The 12,522-nt window shown below is 65.5% G+C and carries 11 protein-coding genes and 1 tRNA gene; 8 read left to right on the top strand and 4 right to left on the bottom strand.

What is annotated here, in order from left to right; all coding sequences use genetic code 11:
• Positions 1-77: 77 nt before the first annotated feature.
• Entirely contained in the window at positions 78-1,400 is a 1,323-nt protein-coding gene (locus tag AC3CD9_RS05990) for an O-acetylhomoserine aminocarboxypropyltransferase/cysteine synthase family protein (protein ID WP_488366777.1), read from the top strand.
• A 1-nt stretch (position 1,401) separates the two neighbouring features.
• Entirely contained in the window at positions 1,402-2,436 is a 1,035-nt protein-coding gene (metX, locus tag AC3CD9_RS05985) for a homoserine O-acetyltransferase MetX (protein ID WP_139467254.1), read from the top strand.
• A gap of 158 nt (positions 2,437-2,594) precedes the next feature.
• Here metX and AC3CD9_RS05980 read toward each other — a convergent pair whose 3' ends face one another.
• Entirely contained in the window at positions 2,595-4,634 is a 2,040-nt protein-coding gene (locus AC3CD9_RS05980) for an acyl-CoA dehydrogenase family protein (protein ID WP_488366775.1), read from the bottom strand.
• A complete protein-coding gene (locus tag AC3CD9_RS05975; protein WP_488366773.1) occupies positions 4,631-5,242 on the bottom strand; it encodes a TetR/AcrR family transcriptional regulator in 612 nt (203 codons plus the stop codon). The genes AC3CD9_RS05980 and AC3CD9_RS05975 overlap by 4 nt, the downstream gene beginning before the upstream one ends.
• Before the next feature lie 58 nt (positions 5,243-5,300).
• Here AC3CD9_RS05975 and AC3CD9_RS05970 point away from each other — a divergent pair, with 58 nt between their 5' ends.
• The 5 genes from AC3CD9_RS05970 (at position 5,301) to AC3CD9_RS05950 (ending at position 10,524) form a co-directional block, all read left to right on the top strand.
• Positions 5,301-6,590, top strand: coding sequence for an acetyl-CoA C-acetyltransferase (locus AC3CD9_RS05970; protein WP_488366772.1), 1,290 nt, complete (start codon positions 5,301-5,303; stop codon positions 6,588-6,590).
• Positions 6,587-7,939, top strand: a complete 1,353-nt coding sequence (locus AC3CD9_RS05965; protein WP_488366771.1) for a 3-oxoacyl-ACP reductase — start codon at positions 6,587-6,589, stop codon at positions 7,937-7,939. The genes AC3CD9_RS05970 and AC3CD9_RS05965 overlap by 4 nt, the downstream gene beginning before the upstream one ends.
• Positions 7,936-8,787, top strand: a complete 852-nt coding sequence (locus AC3CD9_RS05960) for a MaoC family dehydratase (RefSeq protein WP_488366769.1) — start codon at positions 7,936-7,938, stop codon at positions 8,785-8,787. The genes AC3CD9_RS05965 and AC3CD9_RS05960 overlap by 4 nt, the downstream gene beginning before the upstream one ends.
• A gap of 84 nt (positions 8,788-8,871) precedes the next feature.
• Positions 8,872-8,959: transfer RNA gene (locus tag AC3CD9_RS05955), tRNA-Leu, on the top strand.
• A 257-nt stretch (positions 8,960-9,216) separates the two neighbouring features.
• On the top strand, positions 9,217-10,524 hold the full coding sequence (locus AC3CD9_RS05950) for a M20/M25/M40 family metallo-hydrolase (RefSeq protein WP_488366768.1): 1,308 nt from the start codon (positions 9,217-9,219) through the stop codon (positions 10,522-10,524).
• Here the strand turns inward: AC3CD9_RS05950 and AC3CD9_RS05945 are convergent.
• Complete coding sequence (locus AC3CD9_RS05945; RefSeq protein ID WP_488366767.1) at positions 10,478-11,503, bottom strand: DMT family transporter; 1,026 nt, start codon at positions 11,501-11,503, stop codon at positions 10,478-10,480. The two genes, AC3CD9_RS05950 and AC3CD9_RS05945, sit on opposite strands and share 47 nt — an antisense overlap.
• A gap of 4 nt (positions 11,504-11,507) precedes the next feature.
• Positions 11,508-11,690, bottom strand: coding sequence for a DUF5703 family protein (locus tag AC3CD9_RS05940; protein WP_139467246.1), 183 nt, complete (start codon positions 11,688-11,690; stop codon positions 11,508-11,510).
• Positions 11,691-11,748: 58 nt separating this feature from the next.
• On the opposite strand from AC3CD9_RS05940, the gene AC3CD9_RS05935 reads away from it, so the two are divergent.
• Positions 11,749-12,462, top strand: coding sequence for a histidine phosphatase family protein (locus AC3CD9_RS05935; RefSeq protein ID WP_488366766.1), 714 nt, complete (start codon positions 11,749-11,751; stop codon positions 12,460-12,462).
• Positions 12,463-12,522 lie beyond the last annotated feature (60 nt).

Below are 12,522 nucleotides of genomic sequence, written 5' to 3'. Positions count from 1 at the left end.
GCGAAGTCGATGACAGTAGACACATCACATCGCCTCAACCAGCGACACCGCCACCGCACTCATACAGGAGAGTCACCATGACCCAGGCATTCGAAACCCGACAGATCCATGCCGGACAGGTTCCCGATCCGACCACCGGTTCGCGCGCCCTGCCCATCCACCAGACCACCTCGTTCGTGTTCAACGACGTCGACCACGCCGCAGCGCGCTTCGCCCTCACCGATGTCGGCCCCGTCTACAGCCGCCTGACGAACCCGACGAACGAGGTCGTCGAGAACCGCATCGCCGATCTCGAAGGCGGCGTCCACGGCGTCCTCACCGCCTCGGGCCAGTCTGCGGCCTTCCTCGCGATCACGAACGTCGCCGGAGCCGGTGACCACATCGTGGCCAGCTCCAGCCTCTACGGCGGAACCGTCAACCTTCTCGACGTCACCCTGCGCAAGCTCGGCATCGAGACCACCTTCGTCGATGTCGACGACCACGAGGCGTGGAAGAACGCGATCCAGGACAACACGAAGCTCCTCTTCGGCGAGGTCGTGTCGAACCCGCGCTCAGACATCCTCGATATCGAGGCGATCGCCGGAATCGCTCACGATGCCGGTGTGCCGCTGATCGTCGACAACACCCTCGCCAGCCCCTACCTCGTGCGTCCGATCGAGCACGGCGCCGACGTCGTGCTCCACTCGGCCACGAAGTACCTCGGCGGCCACGGCAACTCCGTTGCCGGTGTCCTCGTCGACAGCGGCAACTTCGACTACGGAACACAGCCGGAGAAGTTCCCCGGCTTCAACGAACCCGACGCTTCCTACAACGGACTCGTCTTCGCTCGCGACCTCGGCGCCGATGGAGCTTTCGGAGTGAACGTGTCCTTCGGACTCAAGGCTCGCGTGCAGGGCCTGCGCGACCTCGGACCCTCGCTCAGCCCGACGAACGCGTTCCTGCTGGCCCAGGGCATCGAGACCCTGAGCCTGCGCATCGAGCGCCACGTGGAGAACGCGAACAAGGTCGCCGCCTACCTCGAGGCTCACAGCCAGGTCGACCGCGTCGCCTACGCCGGACTCGAGTCGAGCCCCTGGAACGGACTGGCCAAGAAGTACCTGCCGAACGGTGTGGGTTCGGTGCTCGCCTTCGACATCGCCGGCGGATACGACGCTGCTGTGGCCTTCGTCGACGCCCTCGAACTGCACTCGCTGGTGGCGAACATCGGCGACGTCCGCTCGCTCGTCATCCACCCGGCCTCGACCACGCACGCTCAGCTCGACGAGGAAGCCCAGAAGGCGGCTGGAGTCAACCCGGCACTGGTCCGCCTGTCCGTGGGCATCGAAGGTGTCGACGACATCATCGGCGACCTCGACAAGGGCTTCGCGGCAGCTGCGGCGAAGGCGCAGACCGCGGCCTGAGATGACCACCCAGAGCACTTCTGTCGAACGGATCCTCGGCTTCGGCACGGACTCGGGACACACCTTCGGCACGGTCGAGATCGCCTATGAGACCTTCGGCGCCCTCAACGCCGACCGGTCCAATGCGATCCTCATCGAGCATGCTCTGACCGGCGACACCCGCGTCACCGAATGGTGGGCGGGTGTCGTCGGACCCGGGGAAGCCGTCGACACCGACAAGTACTTCGTGGTGTGTGCGAACTCCCTCGGAGGCTGCTCGGGAACGACCGGGCCGCAGTCGTCCTACGATGACGGCCTGGCCTACGGCTCCCGATTCCCTCGGGTCTCGATCCGCGACATGGCACGCCTGGAGCACAATCTCGCCCAGATCCTCGGCATCGACTCCTGGGTCGCCGTCATCGGCGGATCCATGGGAGGCGCGCGAGCGCTCGAGTTCGCTCTGTTGGACAGCCGGAAGGTCCGCAAATGCGCGGTCATCGCCGCACCGGCCTTCTGCGAAGCCGACCAGATCGCCTGGGCGATGATGCAGGAACGCGCAATCGAACTCGACGCCGACTACTACTCCGGAGACTATTCGGCCGTCGGCAGCTTCCCCAGTCATGGTCTCGGCCTGGCCCGGCAGATCGCGCATCTGACGTATCGCAACGATGCCGACCTCAATGAACGCTTCTCCCGTCGGCTGCGTTCGGAGGACTACTACGAGGTGACCTCGTACCTGGACCATCAGGCCAAGAAGCTCACCGCCCGGTTCGATCCGCACAGCTATATCGTGCTCACACGTGCCCTGCGCGACCATGATGTGCGCCGAGGTCGCTCCTCGGACCTCACGGTGGCACTGGCCGACGCCTGCACCGACAACCTCGTGGTCTCCGTGTCCTCGGATCGGCTGTTCCCGCCGGAACAGGTGGGCATCCTCGCCGAGGCGCTGCCGGGGAGAGTGCGACACCACATCATCGACTCCCCGGTCGGTCACGACGGGTTCCTCACCGAGACAGAGAAGATCTCCGCGGTGCTCGCCGACTTCCTTGCCGACTGAGACCGTCGGGGCTGGCTGGCGACGACTGAGACCGTCGGGACAGTCTGGCAGCGAGCACCGTCGCCAGCCGGCGTCCCGAATCTCCCCAAGCACCAGGAGACCCCCGCAGACCGTTCGATGCGGGGGTCTTCTGGTGTGCCCGGATCACGGGCCTGCGGTCACCGTGCGGCGGCCTTCGCCTTCTTCTTCGCGGCCTTGCGCAGCTGCTTCTCGTCGACCGGGAAGTCCTCATGAGCCCGCGCCCGACGGTAATAGTCGGCGGCCTCTGCCTGACGCTCGGCTTCGACGCCGGAGGCGATGGTGGCCCGACGGTGGACATCCGAGTAGCCGAATGCTTCTACGAGGTCGAGGGCATTGGCCGCGAGCTTCTTGCACAGACGGTTCAGCGTCTCGTTGATCTGGCGTGCACGCGACATCGGCAGGCGACCGTACATGAGGTGCCAGGCCATGTGCTTCTCGATCAGTCCGAGACCGTAGGTGTCACGCAGACGACGGAAGGCCTTGGCCTGATCGGCGTCGGTCTGCTCCTTCATCCTCTCGTCCAGCGCCTTCCACTTCTCGAGTTCGACATAGGCGCGTGCCATCTCGATGAGCTCATGCTGGTGGACGTTGAACAGATCGGCCGCCTGCGCGGCCGGCATCTTAGTCGCAGGCCGCAGCGCCTGAGCGACTCCGGCGACCATGACCTCCAGTCGCGTTTCGAGCAGTGTCCGCTGCAGGCGTCCCGACCTGATCCGCTTGTCGCCGAGGTTCGGGGTCAGCGCATCCGAGATCGCCCGTCCGGCATTGGCCAGACCGGTGCGGTAGAGCGTATGTTCGGCGGCCTGGGTGCCGATGAAGCGGGCGGCTCCTCCGACGTCGAGGTTCGAGAATTCCTTGGCATAGTCGCCGAGGAGGCGCTTGGCCACGAGCTGCAGCAGCACCGTGTTGTCGCCTTCGAAGGTGACGTAGACGTCGAGGTCGGCGCGCAGTCCCACGAGGCGGTTCTCCGCCATGAATCCGGCACCGCCGCAGGCCTCACGGCATTCCTGGATGACGTCGAGCGCCATCCAGGTCGAGTCGGCCTTGAACGCAGCCGCCCGGGTCTCGAGCAGAGCCCGGTTCTCCTCGGAGTCATCGGCTCCGGCGAAGACCTCTTCGAAGGAGGTCAGCAGCTTCTCGTGCGCGAACGCCGAGGCGTAGACGGCGGCGAGGGCCGGCATGAGGCGACGCTGATGCTGGCCGTAGTCGAGCAGAGTCGTCTCGGCGAAGTCATCGCCGGCCGTGAACTGCTTGCGTTCGAGTCCGTAGCGCACGGCGATGTCGAGGGCGATCTTCGATGCGACCACGGAGGCGCCGTCGAGCGAGACTCGGCCCTGGACCAGGGTGCCGAGCATCGTGAAGAAGCGGCGTCCCGGCGATTCGATGGGGGAGGAGTACGTGCCGTCGGCGGTGACGTCTCCGTAGCGATTGAGCAGGTTGGTGCGTGGGATCCGCACGGAGTCGAAGGCGAGGCGACCATTGTCGACTCCCTTGAGCCCGCCCTTGTAGCCGTCGTCTTCGATCGAGATTCCGGGCATCGGCTCACCGGCATCGTCGCGGACGGGCACGAAGAAGGCATGCACCCCGTGCTTGACACCCTTGGTGATCAGCTGAGCGAAGACGACGGCGGCCCGGGCATCGCGGGCGGCGTTGCCGATGTACTCCTTCGTTGCGGCACGGAAGGGGGTCTCGATGACGAACTCTTCGGTCGCCTCGTCGTAGGTGGCGGTGGTCGCCACGTTCGCCACATCGGAGCCGTGCCCGATCTCCGTCATGGCGAACGAACCCAGCAGACGGCCGGACTGAGCGTCGAGCAGCCACTTCTGATGCTGCTCCTTGTCGCCGAGATGGAGGATCGCTCCGCCGAAGAGTCCGAACTGGACGCCGGCTTTGATCTGCAGGCTCGGGTTGGCCGTGACGGTCTCTTCGAACCCGGCGACGTTCGTGGCGTGTTCGTTCTTTCCGCCCATCTCCGGAGACAGTCCGGTCATCGGCAGTCCGGTCTCGGCCATCATCATGACACCTTCGAGGGTCTTCGCCCGTGCGGTGTCGAGATCATCGGCCGGATCGTCGTGGGTCGACGGCTCTTCGGCCAGAGTCCGCCCGCGTCGGCGAGCTTCTGCCCAATGTCCGTCGAGGACGTCGTTGATGGCTTTCGGGTCAAGAGACAGCTTCATTGTTCTACTCCTCGTTGTTCGGGCAGGGTTGCCCAGAGCCAATGTGTGATGGTGGTGGCGAACTCCTCGGGCCGGTCCGGTCGGGACAGCCACGTCTCGGTGGCGGCGCGGACGAATCCGATCGCTCCGGCCGACCACAGCCGAGCCTGTTCGCCGCTCAGGCCAAGTCGTTCGGCCAGCAGCCCGGCAATGGAATTGAAGAAACCGCCGGTCTCCTCGGGCGCGAACCGATTGACCGCGGTGTCGCAGAAGCGATACACGTTCGGAGAATTCGCGGCGAGCGTGACAAAGGCGCGGATCATCGCGGCCAGGGACTCCTGCGCCGCGGCCGAGCCCTCGCCCTTCGCCGAGGAGGCCGCGGCCTCATCGAGAGACCGGACGATGACGCCCATCGCCCATTCGCCCATGGCCGCCTGCAGACCTGCCCGGTCGGTGAAGTATCGGTAGAGCACCGACTTCGACGTCCCGGTCGCGTCCGAGATCTGCTCCATCGACATATCGTCGCCGTATTCGTCGACGACGAGCCGCACGGAACGCAGAAGTTCGCGACGACGCTCATCGCGATGCTTCTGCCATCTCGTCGAGCGACCGTCTGTGATCGATTTCATGTAACCGACAGTATCAGGTACTGTCGGTATCAGTTAAATCAACCACTCGGAGGTGCACATGTCCGCTCCCAACAACCGCGCCGTCATCCTCGGCGGCAACCGAATTCCCTTCGCCCGCTCGAACAAGCAGTACTCAAAGGCCACGAACCTCGATATGCTCACCTCGGCCATCGACGGGCTCGTTGCCCGCTTCGGACTGGCCGGAGAGAACATCGGCGAGGTCGCCGGAGGTGCAGTCCTCAAGCATTCGAAGGACTTCAACCTCACCCGGGAAGCCGTGCTCGGCTCCGCCCTGGCACCGACGACCCCCGCCTTCGATCTCGGTCAGGCCTGCGCCACCGGCCTCGAAGCCGTGGTCAGCCTCCACAACAAGATCAATGCCGGGCAGATCGAATCCGGAATCGCCTCGGGCGTGGATTCGACGTCCGACGCTCCGATCGTCATCAACGATTCGATGCGCGAGATCCTCCTCGAGCTCACCCGGGCGAAGACGATGGTGCAGAAGGCGAAGATCGCCTCCCAGATCCGCCCCGCCTACCTCGCACCGCAGGCACCGAGCACGGGCGAACCGCGCACGGGCTTGAGCATGGGCGAGCACCAGGCGATCACCACCGCCGCCTGGGGCATCAGCCGACAGGCACAGGACGAACTGGCCGTGGCCTCCCACAAGAACCTCGCCGCGGCATGGGAATCCGGCTTCTTCGATGACCTCACCACCCCGTACCTCGGGGTCAGCCGCGATACGAACATGCGGGCCGACTCGACCGTGGAATCCCTGGCCAAGCTCAACCCCGTCTTCGGCAGGAAGCTCGCCACCGAGGCGACCATGACCGCCGGCAACTCGACTCCGCTGACCGACGGCGCCTCCTCCGTGCTGCTGGGCAGTGAGGACTGGGCCGCCGAACACGGCTTCACCCCGCTGGCGCGCCTCGTCGATGCCGAAGCCGCCGCCGTCGATTTCGTCGACGGCGACGAAGGACTGCTCATGGCCCCCGCCTATGCAGTTCCGAGGCTGCTGGCCCGCAACGGGCTGACCTTCGACGACTTCGATGTCTTCGAGATCCACGAGGCATTCGCCTCCACCGTGCTCTCGCACCTGGCCGCCTGGGAATCCGAAGAGTTCTGCAAGGACAAGGTCGGACTGGATGCGGCACTGGGCACCATCGACCGCGACAGGCTCAACCCGCTCGGCTCGAGCCTGGCCGCAGGTCACCCCTTCGCCGCCACCGGCGGACGCATCATCGCCAGCACCGCCAAGCACCTGAAGACCACCGGCAAGAAGCGCTCCCTGGTCTCGATCTGCGCTGCAGGCGGACAGGGACTCACTGCGATTGTGGAGGCAGCATGAAAGACACCTATCTCTCCCTCGTCAACGGACCACTGAAACAGGTGGCCAAAACCCTCGGTCTGCCGCAGCCGGTCGAACTCAACCGCTTCGGCTCCACCCCGGCGTCCTATGAGAACAAGCCGGTCCTCGTCCTCGGCACCGGTCCCGGAGCCCAGGGGCTGGCCGATCAGCTGCTGGAGAACGGACTTGAGGTCCGCCGCAACGCCCAGACCGGTGAGAAGCTGCGGGCCGTCATCGCCGTCCTCGACGATGCACAGTCCCCGGCCGACCTGTCACCGGTCGTGCTCGAAATCGGCGCCGCCCTGCGTTCACTGGCCGCCTGCGGTCGAGTGATCACAATCTCGACCGCACCGGATGCGCAGAACCAGACACCGGAGCAGGCCGCCACCGCCCAGGGCATCACCGGCTTCACCCGGTCCGTCGCCCACGAGATGCGCGCCGGCGCGACCGCCAACGGAATCCTGCTCGACGGCGTCGACCTCACCGCACCCTCGGTGAACGCGGCCCTGTGGTTCCTGCTCTCGGGCAAATCCGCTTATGTCTCCGGCCAGTTCCTCACGGTGTCTTCGGACGCCGGTCAGCGGCTGAGCCTGGACGAATTCATGTCCACCGGTGACGCCGGCCCGCTGGCCGGACGCACCGCCGTGGTCACCGGTGCCGCACGTGGAATCGGAGCCGCGATCGCCGAAAACCTCGCCCGCGACGGCGCATACGTCATCGGCGTGGACATGCCGCAGGCCGGGCAGGCGCTGGCGCAGGTGATGAACCGGATCGGCGGCAAGTCGCTGCAGCTCGACATCACCGCAGCCGATGCCCCGGACAAGATCACCGAGGCGCTCGGAGCACCCGTGGACATCCTCGTCCACAACGCCGGCATCACCCGCGACAAGATGCTGGCGAACATGGACGCGGCCAAATGGGATTCTGTCATCGCTGTCAACATCGCCGCGCAGACGATGATCAATGCGCGCCTGGCGGAGAAAGGACTCTTCGCCGACGGCGCCCAGGTCGTCTCCCTGGCCTCGACCTCGGGAATCGCGGGCAACCGCGGCCAGACGAACTATGCGACCTCGAAGGCCGGAGTCATCGGACTCACGGCCGCCTCGGCGGAGGACTTCGCCGCCCGCGGGGGAGCGATCAACGCGGTGGCACCCGGCTTCATCGAAACCGATATGACCGCGAAGATGCCGACTCTCACACGCCAGGTCGCGCGCCGGCTCTCGAGCCTGCAGCAGGGCGGGCAGCCGGTCGATGTGGCCGAAGCCATCGGCTTCCTCGCATCCAGCGGTGCCCGCGGCATCAACGGACAGACGCTGCGTGTCTGCGGTCAGAACATGGTGGGTGCATGATGGCGGAATCGATGCTTCCCATCTATGCCCGTGCCCTGCTCAAGACCCTGCCGGTGGGCCCGCGCACCGGTCCGGAGCTGCCCGACCATGCGATCGATCGCAGCATTCCGCTCGAACCGGTCGCCTATGCGGGCTTCGCCCACGTCGTCGGTCACGGTCTGGACGATATCGTCCACCCCGGCTACCTGCACATCCTCGGCTTCCCGCTGAGCATGCAGCTGCTGGCCGACCCCGAAGTGCCGCTGCCGATGATGGGGATGGTCCACATCCACAATCGCGTCGACATGCATTCGCAGGCCCGCCTCGGCGAGGTTGTGGACTTCCACCTCGAGCTCGCCGGCCCCTTCGAGCACACGAAGGGCACCACGATCGAGGTTCGGCTCGAGGCGAAGGTCGACGGTCGTCCCGTGATGGACGAGGTCTCGACGTACCTGGCCAAAGGGCGGAAGCTCTCCGGAGCCAAGCCGAAGGCACAAGTGCCGCACCTCGAGTTCACGGCGCCGCAGCCCAGTGCCCTGTGGCGTCTGGATCCGATCATCGGTCAGCGCTATGCGAAGGTCTCCGGTGACTACAACCCGATCCACCTCAGCGGTCTGGCTGCGAAGGGATTCGGATTCCCGCGGCAGATCGCCCATGGGATGTACAGCGCCTCCCGGGCGTTCTCGGCAATGGATCCGCGGCTCGAGTCCTACCGCTGGGATGTGTCCTTCGCGAAGCCGATCCTGCTGCCCGGCACGGTCGGCTATGCGCTGACCGAAGGGCGTCGTCACGAGACTGCGCAGTCGGCCGTCTTCGACCTGAAGAACGGCAAACCGCACGTCCTCTCGCGGGTGGCACACCTCGAATGATGGCGTGATAAGTGCAGTGCGTCACAAAAGCCGATTTCGATTTTGCGACACCGTTTCGCGCATGTAGAGTTATCTCTGTTGCCAGCGCGAGTGGCGGAATTGGTAGACGCGCTAGCTTGAGGTGCTAGTGCCCAACTTATCGGGCGTGGGGGTTCAAGTCCCCCTTCGCGCACAACGAGGAGATGGCCTCCGGATTTCGATCCGGAGGCCATTTTCGTATTCGCTTCCGGGCCATCAACGACAGCTTCTGCGGGTTCAAAGATCAGTTCAAAGATCATCCGCCCCGAGCCCGATCACCACGGATGAATTTCTGACCCGCTGGTTTACGCCCGTTCGTCTGTGAGCCGGGCTCGCGGGTGGGATACGGTGGTGACTGTCAGGCCGATCACAGCACTGCCGCGTGATCGAACCACCATCGAGGGGAGTCCCGTGTTTGATTTCAACGCCGCAGAGGACGAAGTCACCGAACTGTGCCGTCAGCTCATCCGCATCGACACCCAGAACTGGGGCGGGAACAAAGCCAATCCGGAGCTGCCGGCCGCCGAACTCATCGCGTCCTGGCTCGCCGAGGTGGACCTGAAGTCCGAAATCGTCGAATCCGCCCCAGGCCGGGCCAATCTCGTCGCCCGTGTGAAGGGCTCCGATCCAGAGGCTCCGGCTCTCGTCGTCCACGGCCACACCGACGTCGTTCCGGCTGCCGCGGAGGACTGGAGCGTCGACCCCTTCGAAGGAGTCGTCAAAGACGGCCTGCTGTGGGGCCGCGGAGCGGTGGACATGAAGAACATGGACGCGATGATCGTCGCGTCCGTCCGCGCCATGCTCCGCCAGGGACTCACTCCGCGTCGGGACCTCGTGATCGCGTTCTTCGCCGACGAGGAGGCCGGAGGAAACTACGGTGCCCGCCATATGGTGCGCAACCGTCCCGAGCTGTTCTCCGGGGCCACCGAGGCGATCTCGGAGGTCGGCGGCTACTCCGTCGACGTCCGCGGCCAGCGGATCTACCTCATCCAGACGGCAGAGAAGGGGCTGGCCTGGCTCAACCTCGTCGCTCACGGCACCGCCGGACACGGATCTCAGCGCAACGACGACAATCCCGTCACGCGGCTCGCCGCCGCGATCACCCGGATCGGCAACCACCCGTGGCCGCAGGAGATCCCCCTTGCCACACGGAAACTGCTCGAAGGCGTCTCGGAGCTCACGGGAATCGAGTTCACGGCAGAGACGATTCCGCAGCTGCTTGCCGAACTGGGTTCGGTCGAGAAGTTCGTAGCACCGACCCTGCAGAACACCTCCAACCCGTCGTTCCTCGAAGCCGGATACAAACACAACGTCATTCCCGGCACCGCGACCGCCTACGTCGACTGCCGCACTCTGCCGGGACAGCACGAGGACGTCATGCTCAAGATCAAGGAACTCGCGGGGGAGGGGATCGACATCACCGCCGAGGATGAAGGCGAGGCGCTCGAGTCACCGTTCGACACTCCGTTGGTCGCACAGATGCAGAAGAGCCTGCTCGCCGACGACCCGAGCGCGAACGTCCTGCCCTACACACTCTCCGGAGGCACGGACAACAAGTCGATGGCCGAGCTCGGCATCACCGGCTACGGCTTCGCTCCGCTCCAGCTCACCGGCGACCTCGACTTCCCGGCAATGTTCCACGGCGTCGACGAGAGAGTGCCGATCTCGGCGCTCAAGTTCGGGACGCGGGTCCTCGGCGACTTCCTGATGAAGGCCTGACCGGTGATTTGGGCCTGACCGCTGATGAAGGCCCGATCGGCACCGGCAGAATCGTCACGACGATCCCGATGAGCACTCCGATGGCGCTGAGCACCGTGGTCACCGTGACATCGGAGCCGGGAATCGGCAGCAGCACATCGAGGGCCAATGCCCCGACGAGGTTGCCGAAGAGCGCGAACAGGCTGAGCAGCAGCACACCCAGCCTGGCTACGGTGACGGTCGTCAGGGCGATGAAGACCACCCCGAAGGCTCCGCCGAGGAGAATCCACCACTGATCCGGCGCGGTCGGGAATCCGCGCCAGGGATTTCCGGACACGAGCAGGACGAATGTGCCGATGACGAGTGCTGCGAAGCCGACCGTGAAGTTCACTGTCGTCGCGACCACCGCCGAATCGGTGGCAGCCCGGATATGGCCGTTGAACGCCTGCTGCACACTTGTCAGTGCCCCGGAGACGAACGGGAGCAGGGGAGTCCACAGCGGAATCCCCGACTGCAGCCGGTCACCGGCGGCGAAGGCCAGGGAAGCGAGGACGATGACCACGCCGAGGATGCGCAGGATGCCCATTCGCTGACGGCCGCCCGGCGGCAGCTCGGTGGCATCGACGATGAACCCGCCGGTGACCTGGCCGGAGACGAACGCCATCGTGAACATGGCCACGCCGATCCGCGGAATGGTCGTGGCCTGTGCGATGACGACGAGGCAGCCGCTCAAGCCGCCGAGGAGCATCCACCAGGGCAGCGTACGGTCCCGCAGCAGCGCGATGAGACGTCGGCCGGCAGCACGTGATCGGGCCGAGAGAGCCAAGGCGATGCCGACACAGAGGAGGCCGACGAAGAACGAGACGAGGGCGGCGAAGACGGCGTGACCGAGCACCTGCCCGAGCAGACCGTTCGCTCGTCCCTGCAGGGACATCGCCGCTCCCGCAGTGATCGTGACGAGGCCGGCAGTGAGAACAGGAACGAGGGAAGGCGATCTCACCCCATCAGCTGCTCATCGTCAACGGCATGATCTTCCGGCGCAGCCACACGGTGCGGACTCCGCCGACGGAGATGCGGGTGCGGGCGAGCTCCCACTGGCCGTATTCCGCCTGGTCGTTGAGTTCCTGCAGGCTGACCGACCGCGGCACATCACGAGAGAACGAGACCTTGCGGAACTCGTATGTCATACGTGGACGCTGACGTTTCATAGCCTCACCCTAGACGATCTGGGCTAATCTTGAGGGTATGCCCGTCATCGTTCTGCTGCGGCACGGCCTCTCCAGCGCCAACGTCTCCGGAATCCTGGCCGGACGCGCCCCCGGCGTGTCCCTCACCGATGAGGGAATCCGGGCGCTGCGGGCCAATCTCGAACTGCTGCCGCACCGGCACTTCACCCAGCTGCTGCATTCGCCCCTGCAGCGCTGCGAACAGACCGCATCGATCGCGGCCGAAACGGCGGAAGTCGATCGCATCGACGTCGATGAGTCCGTCGTCGAGCTCGACTACGGCGAATGGACAGGCCGACCTCTTAAGGAACTGGGCGAGGAACCTCTGTGGGCGACAGTTGTGAAGTCGGCGTCGCAGGCCAGGTTCCCCGGAGGGGAATCCATCACCGAGGCGGCCGACCGGTCCACAGCACGTGTCCGTGATCTCGTGGCCCAGCTGCGTGAGGAGGAACGTGCCGATGCCGAATCCCGGGCCGATGCAGAACCCGCGGCGGGCACCGGGAAGTCGGCACCGCCTCGGTGGGCGATGATCGTCTCCCATGGGGACATCATCAAGGCGATCATCGCCGACGCTCTGGGAATGCCCCTTGACGATTTCCAGCGTCTGAGCGTCGCTCCCGGATCGTTCACGGTCATCGACTTCTCCGGTGACAGTCCGGTGCTCGCGGCGATGTCGGTGACCGCCGCCGGACTCGCCCAATCGGCCGCCGTCGGCGGCGGCGGAATGCGCTGATCCCGGCACTCAGGAGCGAATGCCGGGATCAGATGATGCTGGAGTGTCGGACGACAGCCC

The sequence above is a fragment of the Brevibacterium sp. MGP-B1 genome (assembly GCF_057766545.1).
This window is presented reverse-complemented; position numbering and strand designations above follow the sequence as displayed.

Bases quoted from the DNA above. Each gene is read 5' to 3' on its own strand.
- AC3CD9_RS05960 (WP_488366769.1), top strand. From the start codon at position 7,936: ATGATGGCGGAATCGATGCTTCCCATCTATGCCCGTGCCCTGCTCAAG.
- metX (WP_139467254.1), top strand. From the start codon at position 1,402: ATGACCACCCAGAGCACTTCTGTCGAACGGATCCTCGGCTTCGGCACG.
- AC3CD9_RS05965 (WP_488366771.1), top strand. From the start codon at position 6,587: ATGAAAGACACCTATCTCTCCCTCGTCAACGGACCACTGAAACAGGTG.
- AC3CD9_RS05980 (WP_488366775.1), bottom strand. From the start codon at position 4,634: ATGAAGCTGTCTCTTGACCCGAAAGCCATCAACGACGTCCTCGACGGA.
- AC3CD9_RS05940 (WP_139467246.1), bottom strand. From the start codon at position 11,690: ATGACATACGAGTTCCGCAAGGTCTCGTTCTCTCGTGATGTGCCGCGG.
- AC3CD9_RS05935 (WP_488366766.1), top strand. From the start codon at position 11,749: ATGCCCGTCATCGTTCTGCTGCGGCACGGCCTCTCCAGCGCCAACGTC.
- AC3CD9_RS05970 (WP_488366772.1), top strand. From the start codon at position 5,301: ATGTCCGCTCCCAACAACCGCGCCGTCATCCTCGGCGGCAACCGAATT.
- AC3CD9_RS05990 (WP_488366777.1), top strand. From the start codon at position 78: ATGACCCAGGCATTCGAAACCCGACAGATCCATGCCGGACAGGTTCCC.
- AC3CD9_RS05975 (WP_488366773.1), bottom strand. From the start codon at position 5,242: ATGAAATCGATCACAGACGGTCGCTCGACGAGATGGCAGAAGCATCGC.